The following is a 16,051-nucleotide window of genomic DNA, read 5'->3' on the forward strand; positions in this document are numbered from 1 at the left end:
GGTGCCCGGCACACGCCGCCACCCCGGGCGCACCGGCAGACCCACGCACGACGGCAGGCCCATGCACGGCGGCAGGCCCACGCACGACGGCAGACCCACGCACGATGGCAAGCGCACGCACGACGGCAGGCCCCCGCACGAGGGCGCGTCCGGACACGCGGAAGCGGCCCGGGGAAAGATCCCCGGGCCGCTCTCGTGCTTTGCCTTCAGTAGCCGGCGAACGCGTCCGTCGTGATCGACCGCGCGCGGTTGAGCGCGGGCGTCAGCGCGCCGATCAGTGCGGGCGGCCCCGACACGTAGGCGTCGCGCGCAGCGATGTCGGGAACGAGGCGCAGCAGCGACTCGGCGTCGAGGCGGACGCCTCCCGCCCATCGCCACCCACTCGGCAGGTCGGCGGGCTCGTCTCGGGTGACGACGATCACCGGAACACCGGATGTCTCGAGGTCGCTGCGGAAGGCGAGCTCCTCCGAGGCCGAGGCGACGTACACGAAGACGACGTCACGCTGCTCCTGGGTCAACCGCATGTGGCGCAGCTGCGACACGAACGGGGTCACCCCGATCCCGGCAGCCACCATGAGAACGGGACGCGCGGTCGAGCGGGGCAGGACGAAGTCGCCCCAGATGCCCGTGACCGACAGCGCGCTGCCCGCACCGACCTGAGCGAGCGCCTTCTTGTAGCTCGATGTCGACCCGTCGCGCATCGCGATCTTCACGATCGGCAGCTCGGCGGGAGACGAGACGATGCTGAACTCGCGACGCGAGCCCCGCGAGTCGGGCCGGGCGTGGGGCACCTCGAGCTCGAGGTACTGGCCCGGCCGGAACGAGAGCGGTCGCTCCGTGCGGAAGGTCAGCTCCCGCACACTCGGCGTCAGCGCGGCACGCTCGACGATCGTGAGCCGTACGGAGGTGCGCATCGCGAAGAAGAAGGCGATCAGGTTGCCGATCAGCAGCGCCCGCTCCTGCCCGAGGCTCATCGCGCCGAGCGAGATCGGCCAGCCCGCGAGCGCGCCGACGAGGACGGCCACGATCATCTGCTGCCAGCGCCGCGGCGGCAGCGTCAGAGGCTCCGACAGCATGAATGCACCCAGGAACAGGTACGGCGACTGCAGGAGGAGTTGCGACACGGTCATCCCGATGTCGAGCGGGATCCCCGCCTCGTTCAGTTGGACGACCGTGCGTGCGAATCCGGCGAGGACCGCGACGAGGAGGAAGAGCCCCACGACCCGCACCTTCTCGGTGCGCAGCAGCACCAGCATCCCGAAGACGATCACGGGGATGGCGAGAGCGGGGCTGCCGATCCACCACCACGAGGTGCCGAGGCTCGGGACCCCGATGCTGATGGCGGTCAGCGCCGTCGCGCCGACCGCCGCGGGGTTGAAGATGTGGCGGCCGCGCCACGCGAGCAGGTACTTCGACGCGGATGCCACGGCGGCGGCGATCGCGAGGCCGAGAAGGCCCATCGGCTCGAGGGTGGGCCGCAGCACGAACAGCAGGATCAGGGCGGTGATCAGCGCCGATTCGACGCGCCAGGGTCGTTGGACGAGGCGCTGCGCGATCACGTCGACCACCAGGATCGACACCGCCAGCACGACGAAGGAGACCAGCATGTCGAGCGCGCCGATCGAGACCTGGCCGGCGAGCGAGAGCGCCGCGGCGATCACCGCGAGCGCCGCGAGCGCGAACAGGACGAGTCGATACATCGAGACCCGGCCGAGGAGGCCGAGGAGCCGGCCCCAACCGGCCGTCAGGGTGGAGATCACAGGAACAACTCCGCTTCGCATTCAGGGGACCATTCGACGGAGCCGTCGGTGCGCATGCGCACCCACGAGGCATTCCACTGCGCCGCGAGCTGCGGCCCGCCGTCGAAGAAGAGCGCCGTCGCGACGGCATCCGCCGTCATCGTGTCGGGCGCGACGGCCCAGGTGGCGGCGTACTGCCGCACAGGTTCGCCGGTGCGGGCGTCGAGGACGTGATGCAGTCCCTCGCCCCACACCCGGCGGTTGGTGGCGGACGCGCAGAGAGCGGCATCCGTCACCGTCCACGTGCCGATGGCACGCGTCGCATCGTAGGGATGCTCGAGCGCGATGCGCTGCGTCGTGCCGGCCACGGCGATGTCGCCGCCCCCGTCGACGACCGCCCAGGGCCCGGCAGCAGGTCGAACGCGGTCGAGGATGAGGTCGACCAGGCGCCCCTTGCCCAGGGCGCCGACATCGAGGATGGCGGGCTCATCGAGGGAGAGCCGTCCGGCGGACCAGCGGACGATGTCCCGCCAGTCCGCCGGCGCCGGCCGGGCCCCACGATCGGTGAACGAGTACGCGGCGTCGTACCCCCGTCGAGCGAGGGTCTCGCCGACGAGGGGGTTCACCGCGCCGCCGGTCGCCTCGGCGAGCGACACGTACGCATCGAGCATCGCCTGAGCATCGCTCGGCGCCGGCACGTCTCCGCCGCTCAGGGCGAGCCCGGACACCAGGGAATCGGGCCGGAACCGCGACCATTCCCGATCGAAGCGGTCGATGACCTCGGCGACGTCGGCGCGGACGCCGTCCGCGAGAGGCTCCGCCGTGTCGATGCGCCATCGTGTGCCGATCGCGTCGAAACGCCACCCGGGCCGGTCGATGTCGGACACGGTCAGGCCGCGGCGTCGGTGCGGATCTCCTCGAGAGCCTGGTTGAATCCACCGCTCGTCAGCGAGGAACCGGCCACACGGTCGACGGAGATCTCATCGATGTTCTTGCCCACGACTTCATCCCGGATGCCGCCGATGAACTGGCTCTGGTACTGCTCGCTCTCGGCACGCGACGGCTGGCCTTCGACGACGACATCGGTGATGACGTCGGATTCGAGGGTGAGGGTGACGCTGATCTCCTCCACCGACTCGGGGGTCTGGTACGAGCCCTCGGCGGTGTAGGTGCCGTCGGTGTAGGTGCCGCCGGTCGCGTCGCCGCCGGCCCCGCTCTGGGTCGATTCGCTCGAACCGCTGTCGGCGGGAGCCGAGGACGCGGGGGCGGTGGGCTGGGTGCTGCATCCGGCGAGGAACGCGAGGCCGGCGACGGATGCGACGGCAGCGCTCACCCGGAGCGGGCGGGGTACGGCGGTGGTGCGGATCATGGGGGTCCTCCTTCAGTCGTGCCCACCCGGTGAGGGGGGTGTCGTAACCGTAACGAGAGGACCCGAGGCGACCCCCCTGGGATTCCTATGCTTTTGCAACGAAACCCGAGGGGAGCGCCGCGGGGATCAGGCCGCGCCGTCGAACATGCTCGTGACGGAACCGTCTTCGAAGACCTCTTTGATCGCGCGGGCCAGCAGTGGGGCGATCGGGAGCACGGTGAGCGCGGGGAACCGCTTCTCGTCGGGCAGCGGCACCGTGTCGGTGACGACGACCTCGTCGATCGCGGCGTCCTGCAGGCGCTCGGTGGCGGGGTCGCTGAAGATCGCGTGGGTCGCCGCGACGATGACACGCTCGGCGCCGCTCGCCTTCAGGGCCTGCGCCGCCTTCACGATGGTGCCGCCGGTGTCGATCATGTCGTCGACGAGCAGGCAGACACGGCCCGACACATCGCCGACGATCTCGTTGACGGTGACCTGGTTGGCGACGTTCGGGTCGCGGCGCTTGTGGATGATCGCCAGCGGGGCGCCCAGGCTGTCCGACCAGGTGTCGGCGACGCGGACGCGCCCGGTGTCGGGTGAGACGACCGTGAGCTTCGCACGGTCGGCGGCGCTCAGGGTGCGCTCGAAGTACTCCAGGAGCACCGGCTTGGCGAAGAGGTGATCGACGGGGCCGTCGAAGAAGCCCTGGATCTGCGCGGCGTGGAGGTCGACGCTCATGACCCGGTCGGCGCCCGCCGTCTTGAACAGGTCGGCGACCAGCCGGGCGCTGATGGGCTCACGCCCGCGGCCCTTCTTGTCCTGCCGGGAGTACGGGAAGTACGGCGCGACCACCGTGATCCGCTTCGCGGAGGCGCGCTTGGCGGCATCCAGCATGATCAGCGTCTCCATGAGCCACTCGTTGACCGGCGGCCCGAAGCTCTGGATGAGGAAGAAGTCGCACCCGCGGATCGACACCTCGAATCGGGTGAGGATCTCGCCGGAGGCGAACGTGCGGTGCTCGGTGGGGACGAGCTGCGTGCCGAGGGCCGCCGTCACCTCTTCGGAGAGGGATTGGTGGGATCGTCCCGACGCGACGACGAGTCGCTTCTTGGTCTTCGCGACCAGGCCGGGCGCGATACCGCGCTCGGCGTCGAGGTCAACCGTCTGCTGCTTCTTGCGACCCATGGTCCGCTTCCTGTGCAGACCGGGCCCGAGCCGCGGCGTCCGCGGCCCCGGTTCCCGGTCGGTGATTCTCGACCCACCCCTCGACGTTTCGCTGGGGGGCGACGCTGAGGGCGAGTGCGCCGGCCGGCACATCCTTGCGGATGACTGCTCCGGCACCTGTTTTCGCGCCATCTCCGATCCTAACCGGCGCGACGAAGACGTTGTGCGAGCCGGCGTGGACCTCGTCGCCGATCTCGGTGCGGTGCTTGGCCAGATCGTCGTAGTTCGCGGTGATCGCGCCGGCGCCCAGGTTCACGTTCCGACCGATCGTGGTGTCGCCGATGTAGGAGAGGTGCGGGACCTTGCTCGACCTGCCGATCGTCGAGTTCTTGGTCTCGACGAACGTGCCGATCTTGCCCCGCTCACCGAGCTGGGTGCCGGGGCGCAGGTAGGCGAACGGCCCGACGGTGGCGCCCGCGCCGATGACGGCGAGCGTCGCATCGGTGCGCGTCACCTGCGCGTAGGCGCCGACCTCGCAGTCGACGAGGCTCGTGTCGGGACCGACGGTCGCTCCCTCCGCGATCGCCGTGGAGCGGAGGATGTGGGTGTTCGGGAGCACGGTGACGTCGACGGCGAGAGTTGCGGTCACATCGATCCACGTGGTGGCCGGGTCGAGGATCGTCGCCCCGGCGAGCTGCCAGCGGCGCACCGTCCGCGCGTTCAGGATACGAGCGGCGTCGGAGAGCTGGACGCGGTCGTTGACTCCGCGCACCACGTCGACGTCGGCGACGGCGGATGCCGCGATCGGCAGCGCGGCGGCCCGGAAGAGCCCGATCACGTCGGTGAGGTACTTCTCCCCCGCGGCGTTCGTCGTGCCGACGAGGGCGAGATGCTCCCGCAGGGCGACGGCGCCGAAGACGTAGACTCCCGCGTTGACCTCTCGGAGCGCCGCTTCGTCGGGCGTGGCGTCCTTCTGCTCGACGATGCGGGTGACGGTGCCGTCGGCGGCTCGGACGACGCGCCCGTAGCCGGTGGGGTCGTCGAGGTCCGCGCTCAGGAGCGTCGCGGCTGCGCCCGCCGTCCGGTGGTCGCGGAGCAGTGCGCCGAGCGTGTCGGCGTCGAGGAGCGGCACGTCGCCGCTCAGGACCAGGACATCGCCGGTGTGGTCGGGCAGCGCCGCGAGAGCGAGCTCGACGGCGCGGCCGGTGCCGGGAACCTCGTCCTGATCGACCACGACGACCTCGGGAGCCACGCCCGCGACGGCGTCGGCGACCAGGTCGCGCTCATGACGGACCACCACGACGACGTGGGCCGGGGCGAGGTCGCGCGCCGTATCGAGCACGTGGCCGACGAGCGGGCGCCCTCCGATGCGGTGGAGCACCTTGGGTAGCTGCGACTTCATCCGCGTGCCCTGGCCGGCAGCGAGGATGATGACGGCCAGATCGGAGTCGAACGTGTTCTCGGTCATGCTCCGCCGCCAGGACTCGAACCTGAACCTCACAGCTCCAAAGGCTGTCGTGCTGCCATTACACCACGGCGGACCACGGCCGCCGAGGGTGTCGGATGCCGCGCGACAAGTCTGCCATGCACGCACCCGCGCGCCCGTTCCGGCGATAATGAACCCATGACGCCCGAACACGACGAGGTCGACCGGATCGTGGGCGCCTGGATCGCACAGCGACCGGATCTCGACTTCTCTCCGCTGGAGGTGCTCTCCCGCGTCGACCGCCTCTCCCGCCACCTCGATCGCGCCCGCCGCGAGGCGTTCAGCAGGAGCGACCTCGAGCCGTGGGAGTGGGATGTGCTCTCCGCCCTCCGGCGTGCCGGTGAGCCGTACACGCTCAGCCCCAAGCAGCTGCTCCAGCAGACCCTCGTCTCGAGCGGCACGATGACCAACCGCATCGACCGCCTCGTCGCCCGCCGGCTCGTGTCGCGCGCGGCCGACCCGGGAGACGGCCGCGGGGTGCTCGTCAGTCTCACCGAAGACGGGCGCATCCGCGTGGACGCCGCCATCACCCGCCTGGTCGACGCGGAGGCGGGCCTCCTCGCCGTGCTGGCCCGCGCCGACCGCGAGCGCCTGGCCGGGCTGCTGCGCAAGCTCAGCCTGAGCTTCGACTCCTGAGGGCGCCCGCGTGGCTCTGAAGGCGCCGCTGCCCGTGCGCGACGGGGTCGGCCCGACCCGGCTGCGCGTCCCCCGGACGGGGCCGTGGGCGAGCATCGCGGACTACGTGGCCGACCGCTTCTCTCACATCGACCGCGCGGTGCTCGACGACCGCTTCGCGCGGGGCGAGGTCGTAGGGCTCGGCGGCGTCGAGGTGTCGCTCTCGACGCCCCTCGGCGCGACCGACTTCATCTGGTACTACCGCGAGCCGCCCGTCGAGCCCGACATCCCGTTCGTCGAGGAGATCGTGCACCACGACGACGACCTCGTGGTCATCGACAAGCCGCACTTCCTGCCCACCACTCCCGGCGGGAGCTTTCTGCAGAGCTCTGCGCTCGTCCGGCTCCGCCGCCGGCTGGACAACCCCGAGCTGACGCCGATCCACCGCCTCGATCGTGCGACCGCCGGCATCCTGATGTTCTCCGCCCGTCCTGACACGCGCGGGGCCTACCAGACCCTGTTCGCCGATCGCGCCGTGTCGAAGGTCTACGAAGCGGTCTCCGGTGTGCCGGACGAGGGTGTTCCGCCCCTGCCGACCACCGTCCGCAGTCACCTGACGAGCGCGCGCGGAACGCTCCGCGCGATCGAGGACCTCGAACGCGACCCCAATTCCGAGACAGGCGTCGAACTCCTTTCCCGCGGCCCGAGCACCGGCTGGCACCTCGGACGCGAGGTCGTCCACACCCTGCTGCGACCGCACACCGGGCGGATGCATCAGCTCCGGGCCCACCTGGCGTCGATCGGGCTCGGAATCCTGAACGACCGCTTCTACCCGACGCTCGAAGACGAGTCGCCCGACGACTACGACCGGCCGCTGCAGCTGCTCGCGCGGGAGATCGCGTTCGTCGATCCCCTCACGGGACACCAGCGCAGCTTCACGACGAGGCTTCGCCTGCGCGAGGCGCCGGGCGGCTGATCAGGCCAGCTGTTCGCTCAGCTCGAACCAGCGATCCTCCGCAGCCGAGATCTCCGCCTGCATGGCGGCGATCGCCTGGGTCTTGTCGCCCAGCCCGACGTAGTCGGCCTGGTCGTGTTCGGCCAGTGCGGCACGGGCGCGCTCGATCTGCCCCGTCAGCTTCTGGATCCGACGCTCGAGCGACGAGACCTCCTTCTCGGCGGCGCGCCGGTCTGCGCCCGACAGAGCGGATGCCGACGGCGCGTCGACCGCGCCCGGGGCCGCTCCGGTGGTCGGCGCCGCTCCGGTGGCCGCCGGGTGCGCCGCGCGCAGCCGGAGGTACTCGTCCACCCCGCCGGGGAGGTGCCGGAGTCCGCCGCCCATGACGGCGTACTGCTGGTCGGTCACCCGCTCCATGAAGTACCGGTCGTGCGAGACGACGATCAGAGTGCCCGCCCACGAGTCGAGGAGGTCCTCGATCGCCGCGAGCATGTCGGTGTCGAGGTCGTTGGTGGGCTCGTCGAGGATCAGCACGTTGGGCTGGTCGAGGAGGATCAGCAGCAGCTGGAGACGCCGCTTCTGTCCACCCGAGAGATCCTTCACGGGCGTCGAGAGCTGCGCCGACGCGAATCCCATGCGCTCGAGCAGCTGTCCGGGCGTGAGTTCCTGCGCCTTCGAGCCCGCCCCGAACGTGTACGTGGTGCGCAGCTGCGCCACGACGACGCGCACCGGGTCGGCCATATGGGGGTCGAGCTCGTCCATCCGCTGGCTGAGGGTGGCGACCTTGACGGTCTTGCCCTGCTTCACGCGGCCGCTCGTCGCCTCGACGGCGCCGGAGATGAGGCCGAGAAGGGTCGACTTGCCGGCTCCATTGACACCCAGGATGCCGGTGCGCTCGCCGGGGGCGATGCGCCACTCGACGTCGCGGAGGATCGTGCGGCCGTCGTATTCGACGCCGGCGTCGAGGAGGTCGACGACGTCCTTGCCGAGCCTGGACACGGCGAGCGACTGCAGCGAAACCCGATCGCGGATCTCGGGCACGTCGGCGATCAGGGCGTTGGCGGCGTCGATGCGGAACTTCGGCTTCGCCGTGCGAGCCGGCGCACCGCGGCGGAGCCACGCGAGCTCCTTGGTCGCGAGGTTCTGACGGCGCGCCTCGATCGCGGCCGCCTGCCGATCGCGCTCGACGCGCTGCAGGATGTAGGCCGCGTAGCCGCCCTCGAACGGGTCGACGATGCGGTCGTGCACCTCCCACGTGGCCGTGCACACCTCGTCGAGGAACCACCGGTCGTGGGTCACGACCATGAGCGCACCGCTCGAGGGCGCCCAGCGCCGCTTGAGATGCGCGGCCAGCCACGAGATGGCCTCGACGTCGAGGTGGTTGGTGGGCTCGTCGAGTGCCAGGACGTCCCAGTCGCCCGCGAGCAGGCGGGCGAGCGCGACGCGGCGGCGCTGACCGCCGGAGAGCGTGCCGATCGCGGCATCCCAGTCGAGGTCGGCGATGAGGCCCGCGAGCACGTCGCGCACCTTCGGGTCACCGGCCCACTCGTGCTCCGGGCCGTCGCCGACGACCGCGCGCCCGACGGTGAGGTCGTCGTCGAGGACGTCGGCCTGCTCGAGCACGCCGACGGTGACGCCGCCACGCATCGTGACGCGGCCGGAGTCGGGCTCGCGGCGGCCCGCGAGCATCGCCATCAGGCTCGACTTGCCGTCGCCATTGCGGCCGACGATGCCGATGCGGTCGCCCTCGTCGACGCCGAGGGAGACGCCTTCGAAGACGACTTTGGTCGGATATTCCAGGTGCAGGGACTCAGCCCCGAGAAGATGTGCCATCGGTTCAAGACTACGGACCCGGCGGGCGGGCCCGGACCGCTCGGGGATTCAGTACCAGAAGCTCAGCCGGGGAACCGTCGTCGACCCGAAGACGCGCGCGATGCGGTGAGGGTCGTCGGCCTCCAGGCGTCCGGCGCGCGCGAGAGTGACCGGGGAGACTCCCCCGAGCACGATCGCCGAGAGCTCGGCCACGCCCAGACGCACCAGCGGGATGCCGAGCGGTGGAGCGTCGACGACATCGACAGACGCCTCGCCCTCGGCATCCGCGCTCAGCACGAAGACGCCGTCGGCGATGCCGAGCGGGTCGACGACCTCGAGGGCCACCGTGTCGGTCACGTCGTAGGAGCGCGCCGCGAGCGTCGTGGGCACGTCGAGGACGCGGACGTACTGATGGTCGCGCACCGTGATCCGGGCGGCGCGCTGATCGCCGATCATCCACCAGAGCGGCTCGTCCACCGACAGCTCGCTCGCCCGCACGACCCCGATGAGGTCCATCGTGAGGAAGAAGTGCCAGAGGCCGGCATAGGCGGCATCCGTCGCCCCGATCAGCTGGACGACGTCGACGGTCGACGCCGACCACTCGTCCTCGTTCTCGGTCACCCGGTAGAGGGCCACGCCCTCGGCGTCACCGTCCGGTGAGCGGTACTGGACGGCGCGCAGCCGGCCCGGCTTGTCGACATCGGCGCGCGTGCCGAAGAAGCGGTCCCAGTGCCCGCCCGGCATGTCGATCTCGCCCGGAGATGCCCGCCGCACCCGCTCGTGCAACGAGGCCGCGAGATCCCGTCCCTGCTCCCGGGAGACGAAGTCGATGCGACCGGGCGCGGCCGGACCGATCCACCGCGCACGTCGGGTGTCGATCTCCCACTGCGCCGCCAGCGCCGCGGGGGCGAAGCCGAACCGTCCGTAGATCCCCGACTCCGAGACGGTGAGCGCAGCGAGCGGGTACCCGAGGGCGGCCGCCGTCCGCAGTTCGCCGGACATCAGGTGACGCAGGATGCCGCGGCGGCGATGCGTGGGGGCGACGGTCACGGAGCTGATCGCGCAGGCGGGCACCACCCCGCCGGGGACGCTCAGCTCAGCTCCCCACGAGGCGAACGTCGCCACCGGCACCGCGGGGTTCGGCGCCGTCGCGTCGTAGACGCCGAGCTTGCGCCGGTATGCGAGGCGGGCGAACGCCTCGCCGTACTGGACATCGGTCTGCTCGTCGCTCAGGAAGCCGCGCGACACGGCGTCGAGCCAGCGGTCGGTGCCGACGCGGTCGTCGTCGTCGACGCGACGCGCCTCGAGGCCGTGATCCCCGAGGCCGCTCCGCAGAGCGTCATCGAGGTCGGCCGCGTGGAAGGTCTCATCCTGGTGGGTCATGTCTCCAGCGTAGAACGCGCCGCCGTCACCCCGTCAGGACACCCGAGCTCCCGGCACGGGACCGTGCACGTGCAGGGCGGCATGCCCGGCCGCTCCCAGCCGCTGCTGCAGTTCGCGCGCGTGCGCCGCATCGGCGGCCAGGAAGGCGATCGTCGGCCCGGAGCCGGAGACGAGCCCTCCGATCGCACCCTCGTGCAGGCCGCGCTCGAGCACCTCGGCGAGATCGGGGCGAAGGCTCACCGCGGCGAGTTGGAGGTCGTTCCGGATCGCGGCGCCCAGGGCATCCGCGCTGCCCGAACGGAGCGCGCGGAGCACGGCGGGATCGGCTGCCGGGGTGGTCCGAGCCGGCCGGATGTCGGCCGCGGCGCGCAGGTCGTCGAGCGTGCGGTACACCTCCGGCGTCGACAGCCCCCGGTCGTTCGTAACGAGCACCCATTCGAAGCGGCCATGCGTGAGCGCAGGGGCCAGCTCGTCCCCTCTGCCCGTGCCCACCGCGGTGCCGCCGAGCAGAGCGAACGGCACGTCGGCTCCGAGCTCGGAGCCCAGGCTGTGCAGCTCGGAGGTGGTGAGCCCCCCGCCGACCAGTTCGTTGACCGCGACGAGAGCTGCGGCGGCGTCGGCCGAGCCGCCGCCCATGCCTCCCGCGACCGGGACGCCCTTGTGGATCTCGAGACGGATGCCGCCGGCCCACCCGACCGCAGCGGTCACCAGGCGCGCGGCGCGCACGGCGAGGTTGCTCTCGTCGAGGGGCACGCCCGAGACGTCGACATCGCCGCTGACCGAGATCGTGAAGCCCTCACCGGCCGAGGCCCACACGTCCTCGAAGAGCGAGACCGACTGATAGACCGACGCGACGTCGTGGTAGCCGTCGCCCCCGGCGGCGCCGACCTCGAAGAAGAGGTTGAGCTTTCCCGGCGCGCGGACGTGCACGCGCCGGGAAGCGTCGAGATCACCGCTCACGCGTTCGCCGACTCCGCCCAGAGGTCGACGTCGATCGCACCGGCGAGGGCGTCGATGCGCGAGAGCTCGTCGTCGTCGAACGGTGCGCCCTCCGTCGCCGCCAGGTTCTGGTCGAGCTGCGTGGTGCTCGAGGCGCCGATCAGCGCCGACGTGACCACCTCGTCGCGCAGAACCCACTGGATCGCCATCTGGGCGAGGGTCTGCCCACGCTCCTGCGCGATCGAGTTGAGGTCGCGGAGGGTCTGCAGCGCCTTCTCGTTCAGGCGTCCGTCGGGCAGGGAGAAGCGGCTCTGCGACCGGTCGCCGGTGCCGTCGCCGAGGTACTTGTCGGTGAGCAGGCCCTGCGCGAGCGGCGTGAAGGCGATCGCCCCCATGCCCGCGCTCTTGAGGGTGTCGGTGAGGCCGTCCTCGACCCAGCGGTTGAGGATCGAGTACGACGGCTGGTGGATGATGAGCGGTGTGCCGAGCTCACGCGCCACCGCGACGGCCTCCTCGGTGCGCTCGGCACTGTACGAGGAGATTCCGACGTAGAGCGCCTTGCCCTGCCGCACCAGGGTGTCGAGGGCGCCGATCGTCTCCTCGATCGGGGTGACGGGGTCGGCGCGGTGCGAGTAGTAGATGTCGACGTAGTCGACGCTCATGCGCGTCAGCGACTGCTCGGCGCTGGCGATCAGGTACTTGCGGGAGCCGTTGTTGCCGTAGGGCCCCGGCCACATGTCGTACCCCGCCTTCGACGAGATGACGATCTCGTCGCGGTAGGGCGCGAAGTCCTCGCGCATCATGCGTCCGAAGTTGGTCTCCGCGGTGCCGAAGGGAGGGCCGTAGTTGTTCGCGAGGTCGAAGTGGGTGACCCCGCGATCGAAAGCGTGACGAAGGAGAGTACGCTGGTTCTGGAACGGGACATTGTCTCCGAAGTTCCACCACAGGCCCAACGAGATCGCCGGCAGATACAGGCCGCTCGTGCCTACCTGGCGAAAAGCTCCCGCATCGTAGCGATCGGATGCCGCCTGATAGGGCCGGTGGGTGTCGCCGTTCCGCGACTGTGGGAAACGCTCGGCGTAAGGGGTGGTCATCCCCCCAGGCTAGCGACCACGCAGACCGAAACGTCTGCGAAACGAGAGCGATCTACGCTGACTCGACGAAAACCATCTGGAGGATATGTGACGCAATTGACTGCTCTGCCGGCGGACGGCAGCTCCTGGACAGCACTCCTGGAGCGCGAAGACATCGTCCTGCACGGTGGCGTACTGCATCTGCGTCACGATGACATCACTCCCGAAGAGGCGCGCCAGGCCGACATCCTGCTGATCGCCGACACCCTCGACGCGGCCGGTGTCGCGCATCTGCTCATCCGCCACGGCGGAACGGTGCCCGGTCTGGCCGTCGACCTCGCCGACCGCACGCGCGCCCTCCGGGCACTCACCCGTCGCGCGGCGACCGAGCCCCTCTACGCGAAGCCCAAGGGCGGCACCACCATCCCCCTCGGCGAGCACCGGCGCTCCCCCAGCGGCCCGTCGTCGCTGCGCATCTTCCGTCCCCGTCTCGCCGGCGCCCTGCGCTACGGCGCGGGACTCGGCGTGCGCGTGGAGTTCTGGCGCTTCGGTGAAGAGGTCGTCGAAGCACCGCACGACAACGATCTGACCCGGCGCGTCATCTCGACCGAGGACCTCGAACGCGACACCGTGGAGCGCTACGGGCGCACGTGGCAGACCCTGCGGGGCATGTTCGACGCGCATCCCCACGACGTCTCGTTCGACATCGACATGGTCTTCTCCTGGGTCGACGGCTCCTCGAGCGAGTTCCAGCGACAGCGCGCGGCGCGCCTGTCGGAGTACGTCGTCGGAGACGGCGACGACGGTCCGGCCCGCTATCGTCACGTCGACGAGCTGCGCTACGCGCTCCGGAGCGTGCACATGTACGCGCCGTGGGTGCGACGCATCTTCATCGCCACCGACTCTCCCGCGCCGGCGTGGCTGCTCGATCACCCTAAGGTCACGGTGGTGCGGAGCGAGGAGTTCTTCGCCGACACGTCGGTACTCCCGACGCACAACTCGCACGCCGTCGAATCGCAGCTCCACCGCATCGAGGGCCTCGCCGAGCACTTCCTGTACTCGAACGACGACATGTTCTTCGGTCGACCGGTCTCGCCCTCCCTGTTCTTCTCTCCCGCCGGCGTCTCGTCGTTCGTCGAATGCGACGTGCGCATCGGCACCGGGCCGGGCCGGCTGGCGCGCAGCGGTCACGACAACGCCCTGCGGCTGAACCGCGACCTGCTCGCGGAGCGTTTCGGCCGGACCATCGTTCGCGACCTCGAGCACAGCGCCGCCCCGCTGCGTCGCAGCATCATGTTCGAGCTCGAGAACGAGTTCCCCGAAGAGATCGCGCGCACGGCGGCATCCCGGTTCCGCTCTGCCACCGACGTGTCGGTCACCAACTGCCTGTACCACTACTACGCGCAGTTCACCGGCCGGGCGATCGCCTCGACCGCGCCGCGTGTGCGCTACTTCCAGACGACGCAGGCCGCGTCGCTCCGCCGAGCGGAGCGGCTCTCCGACCGGAGCGACGTCGACATGTTCTGCCTCAACGACGGCGGCGACGCCGAAGTGCCCGAGCCCGTCCGCGTACGCGCGGTGACCGGTCTGCTCGAGCGACTGTTCCCGGTGCGTGCACCGTGGGAGGACCCGGCCGTCAGTGCAGCACCGGCGCAGAGCGTCGAGCGGCGCGCGTGAGGACGTTCTCGACTCCTGCAGCACCGAGCCGACGCTGAGCCTCGGCCGGATCGATGTACTCGAGCGGCGCGGCGACGTCGAGCGGCACGACCGAGTGAACCACCGTGTCGTCGTAGACGTGCACGAGGTTGTACGCCTGCGCGGCGTCCTGCGGACGCGTGCCGCCGACGGGAACCGTGAGGTCTTGCGCGTAGCACGTCGATGATGCGACGGACACGGGGATGCCCGCGAACGTCGCGAACGTCGAGTAGTGCAGGTGACCGGCGATGATCGTCCGGACGTCGGAGCCGCGGAGGACGTCGGCGAGCCTGCGCTGATCGCGCAGCTCGACGCTCGACGCGAGGGCGAGGACGCTCGGCACCGGGGGGTGATGCATCGCGAGCACCGTCCCGAGAGGGGCCGGTGTCGCCAGCACATCGCGCAACCAGGCGAGCTGAGCGTCGCTCACCTCGCCGTGGTGGTGACCCGGGACGCTCGAGTCGAGCGTGATGATGCGGAGCCCGTCGAGTTCGTCGACGCGGTCATAGGGCGCGGTCGGGTCGGGCGGCGTCTCGTCGAGCAGTCGGGAGCGGAAGGCCCCGCGGTCGTCATGGTTGCCCATGACCCACAGCAGCCGGGCCCCGAGGCGCTCCGCGAACGGCTCGACCATGTCGCGGAGGATGTCGTAGGCGCCCGCTTCGCCGAGGTCGACGAGGTCGCCCGTGAACACGACGGCGTCGGGAGCGATGCCGCTCGACTCGATCGCCGCGAGGGCGGTCGTCAGAGACGCGGCGCCGTCGACGCTGCCGAACAGCTGCGGGCCGGGGGCGCGCAGGTGGGTGTCACTCAGGTGGAGCAGGATCCGTTCGGCGGCCGGATGCTCGGCGCGGCGCATGGGTTCTTCTTCCGTCGTGCGGGTGCGTCGGGTCGCGCCCGTTTCACGAAATGTTACCGGCATGTTTCGGGAACGCGGGGTGAACGACGCGCGAAATCGCGTCACCCGACCGTCGGCGCCGGCCGTCAGGCGTTCGCGATGCGGACGAAGTCGTCGATCGTGAGGTCTTCGCCGCGCGCCGTGGGAGCCACGCCGGCGCGCTCGAGGACCTCGCTCGCCGAGGCGGACGAGCCCCCGAACATCGACGACAGCGCCTGCCGGAGCATCTTGCGCCGTTGCTGGAACGCGCCGTCGACGACGGCGAACGTGCGGCGACGCTCGTCTTCGGTGCCGCGGGGCTCGGCGTAGCGCTCGAACCCGACGAGGACGCTGTCGACGTTCGGCACGGGCCAGAAGACCTGGCGCGACACCGTGCCGGCCAGCCGCCAGCGGCCGTACCAGGCCGCCTTCACGCTCGGAGCGCCGTAGATCTTCGATCCCGGCGGCGCGGCGAGCCGCTCGCCGACCTCGGCCTGCACCATCACGACGCCGCGCTCGAGCGAGGGGAACGTCTCCATGAAGTGCAGCAGGACGGGGACGCTCACGTTGTACGGCAGGTTCGCGACCAGCACGTTCGGGTCGCCGGGCAGCTCGGTCACCCGGAGGGCGTCGTTGTCGACGACCGTCAGTGCACCCTCGGGCACGCCGTGCGCGGCGGCGGTGGTGGGCAGCCGCGCAGCCAGTCGGTGGTCGATCTCGACCGCCGTGACGGGCGCTCCGGTCTCGAGGATCGCCAGCGTGAGCGAGCCGAGACCCGGCCCGACCTCGACGACGCGGTCAGCCGCGGTCACCTTCGCCGATGCGACGATCTTGCGCACCGTGTTCGCGTCGACGACGAAGTTCTGCCCCAGCTTCTTGGTCGGGGTCACATCGAGGTCGGCGGCGAGCGCACGGATCTCGGCGGCGCCGAGCAGGGAAACAGGCATGGGGACCAGCCTAGTTGCGGG

At 70.8% G+C, this 16,051-nt stretch carries 14 protein-coding genes and 1 tRNA gene; 3 read left to right on the forward strand and 12 right to left on the reverse strand.

Annotated features, from left to right (window positions below):
- Nucleotides 1–206: 206 nt before the first annotated feature.
- The 6 genes from ACJJV7_RS09420 to ACJJV7_RS09445 form a co-directional block, all read right to left on the reverse strand.
- Nucleotides 207–1,760: a flavodoxin reductase gene (locus tag ACJJV7_RS09420; protein ID WP_405375388.1), complete on the reverse strand. Its 1,554-nt coding sequence runs from the start codon at nucleotides 1,758–1,760 to the stop codon at nucleotides 207–209.
- Nucleotides 1,757–2,626 carry an FAD:protein FMN transferase gene (locus ACJJV7_RS09425; protein WP_405375387.1) on the reverse strand — a complete coding sequence of 290 codons (870 nt, stop codon included), beginning with the start codon at nucleotides 2,624–2,626 and terminating at the stop codon, nucleotides 1,757–1,759. Before ACJJV7_RS09425 ends, ACJJV7_RS09420 begins: the two co-directional genes overlap by 4 nt.
- Nucleotides 2,627–2,628: 2 nt before the next feature.
- Complete coding sequence (locus ACJJV7_RS09430; RefSeq protein WP_405375385.1) at nucleotides 2,629–3,108, reverse strand: hypothetical protein; 480 nt, start codon at nucleotides 3,106–3,108, stop codon at nucleotides 2,629–2,631.
- A gap of 126 nt (nucleotides 3,109–3,234) precedes the next feature.
- On the reverse strand, nucleotides 3,235–4,272 hold the full coding sequence (locus tag ACJJV7_RS09435; protein WP_405375383.1) for a ribose-phosphate diphosphokinase: 1,038 nt from the start codon (nucleotides 4,270–4,272) through the stop codon (nucleotides 3,235–3,237).
- Nucleotides 4,244–5,719 (reverse strand): bifunctional UDP-N-acetylglucosamine diphosphorylase/glucosamine-1-phosphate N-acetyltransferase GlmU, encoded by a 1,476-nt coding sequence (gene glmU / locus ACJJV7_RS09440; RefSeq protein WP_405375381.1) that lies wholly within the window; start codon nucleotides 5,717–5,719, stop codon nucleotides 4,244–4,246. The genes ACJJV7_RS09435 and glmU overlap by 29 nt, the downstream gene beginning before the upstream one ends.
- A gap of 1 nt (nucleotide 5,720) precedes the next feature.
- Nucleotides 5,721–5,792 (reverse strand) — tRNA-Gln (locus ACJJV7_RS09445).
- A gap of 83 nt (nucleotides 5,793–5,875) precedes the next feature.
- On the opposite strand from ACJJV7_RS09445, the gene ACJJV7_RS09450 reads away from it, so the two are divergent.
- Both ACJJV7_RS09450 and ACJJV7_RS09455 read left to right on the forward strand, forming a co-directional pair.
- Nucleotides 5,876–6,373, forward strand: coding sequence for a MarR family winged helix-turn-helix transcriptional regulator (locus ACJJV7_RS09450; protein ID WP_405375379.1), 498 nt, complete (start codon nucleotides 5,876–5,878; stop codon nucleotides 6,371–6,373).
- A gap of 10 nt (nucleotides 6,374–6,383) precedes the next feature.
- Nucleotides 6,384–7,328, forward strand: coding sequence for a pseudouridine synthase (locus ACJJV7_RS09455; RefSeq protein WP_405375377.1), 945 nt, complete (start codon nucleotides 6,384–6,386; stop codon nucleotides 7,326–7,328).
- Here ACJJV7_RS09455 and ACJJV7_RS09460 read toward each other — a convergent pair whose 3' ends face one another.
- The 4 genes from ACJJV7_RS09460 to ACJJV7_RS09475 are packed head-to-tail and all read right to left on the reverse strand — an operon-like array spanning nucleotide 7,329 to nucleotide 12,535.
- Entirely contained in the window at nucleotides 7,329–9,140 is a 1,812-nt protein-coding gene (locus ACJJV7_RS09460; RefSeq protein WP_405375375.1) for an ABC-F family ATP-binding cassette domain-containing protein, read from the reverse strand.
- A 48-nt stretch (nucleotides 9,141–9,188) separates the two neighbouring features.
- Nucleotides 9,189–10,502 (reverse strand): GNAT family N-acetyltransferase, encoded by a 1,314-nt coding sequence (locus tag ACJJV7_RS09465; RefSeq protein ID WP_405375373.1) that lies wholly within the window; start codon nucleotides 10,500–10,502, stop codon nucleotides 9,189–9,191.
- Nucleotides 10,503–10,535: 33 nt separating this feature from the next.
- The gene (locus ACJJV7_RS09470) at nucleotides 10,536–11,462 is read right to left on the reverse strand and encodes a 4-(cytidine 5'-diphospho)-2-C-methyl-D-erythritol kinase (protein ID WP_405375371.1); all 927 of its coding nucleotides are present in this window, start codon (nucleotides 11,460–11,462) and stop codon (nucleotides 10,536–10,538) included.
- Nucleotides 11,459–12,535 carry an aldo/keto reductase gene (locus ACJJV7_RS09475; protein WP_405375369.1) on the reverse strand — a complete coding sequence of 359 codons (1,077 nt, stop codon included), beginning with the start codon at nucleotides 12,533–12,535 and terminating at the stop codon, nucleotides 11,459–11,461. Before ACJJV7_RS09475 ends, ACJJV7_RS09470 begins: the two co-directional genes overlap by 4 nt.
- 87 nt (nucleotides 12,536–12,622) lie before the next feature.
- Here ACJJV7_RS09475 and ACJJV7_RS09480 point away from each other — a divergent pair, with 87 nt between their 5' ends.
- Nucleotides 12,623–14,191: a stealth family protein gene (locus ACJJV7_RS09480; RefSeq protein ID WP_405375367.1), complete on the forward strand. Its 1,569-nt coding sequence runs from the start codon at nucleotides 12,623–12,625 to the stop codon at nucleotides 14,189–14,191.
- On the opposite strand, the gene ACJJV7_RS09485 is transcribed toward ACJJV7_RS09480, so the two are convergent.
- Nucleotides 14,151–15,065, reverse strand: coding sequence for a phosphodiesterase (locus ACJJV7_RS09485; protein WP_405375365.1), 915 nt, complete (start codon nucleotides 15,063–15,065; stop codon nucleotides 14,151–14,153). The genes ACJJV7_RS09480 and ACJJV7_RS09485 overlap by 41 nt on opposite strands.
- 125 nt (nucleotides 15,066–15,190) lie before the next feature.
- Complete coding sequence (rsmA, locus tag ACJJV7_RS09490; RefSeq protein WP_405375363.1) at nucleotides 15,191–16,030, reverse strand: 16S rRNA (adenine(1518)-N(6)/adenine(1519)-N(6))-dimethyltransferase RsmA; 840 nt, start codon at nucleotides 16,028–16,030, stop codon at nucleotides 15,191–15,193.
- Between the last annotated feature and the right edge of the window lie 21 nt (nucleotides 16,031–16,051).

It is taken from the genome of Microbacterium sp. Ld4 (genome assembly GCF_045066555.1).
Classification (GTDB): Bacteria; Actinomycetota; Actinomycetes; order Actinomycetales; family Microbacteriaceae; genus Microbacterium.

Bases quoted from the DNA above. Each gene is read 5' to 3' on its own strand.
- ACJJV7_RS09460 (WP_405375375.1), bottom strand. From the start codon at position 9,140: ATGGCACATCTTCTCGGGGCTGAGTCCCTGCACCTGGAATATCCGACC.
- ACJJV7_RS09450 (WP_405375379.1), top strand. From the start codon at position 5,876: ATGACGCCCGAACACGACGAGGTCGACCGGATCGTGGGCGCCTGGATC.
- glmU (WP_405375381.1), bottom strand. From the start codon at position 5,719: ATGACCGAGAACACGTTCGACTCCGATCTGGCCGTCATCATCCTCGCT.
- rsmA (WP_405375363.1), bottom strand. From the start codon at position 16,030: ATGCCTGTTTCCCTGCTCGGCGCCGCCGAGATCCGTGCGCTCGCCGCC.
- ACJJV7_RS09485 (WP_405375365.1), bottom strand. From the start codon at position 15,065: ATGCGCCGCGCCGAGCATCCGGCCGCCGAACGGATCCTGCTCCACCTG.
- ACJJV7_RS09435 (WP_405375383.1), bottom strand. From the start codon at position 4,272: ATGGGTCGCAAGAAGCAGCAGACGGTTGACCTCGACGCCGAGCGCGGT.
- ACJJV7_RS09465 (WP_405375373.1), bottom strand. From the start codon at position 10,502: ATGACCCACCAGGATGAGACCTTCCACGCGGCCGACCTCGATGACGCT.
- ACJJV7_RS09430 (WP_405375385.1), bottom strand. From the start codon at position 3,108: ATGATCCGCACCACCGCCGTACCCCGCCCGCTCCGGGTGAGCGCTGCC.
- ACJJV7_RS09475 (WP_405375369.1), bottom strand. From the start codon at position 12,535: ATGACCACCCCTTACGCCGAGCGTTTCCCACAGTCGCGGAACGGCGAC.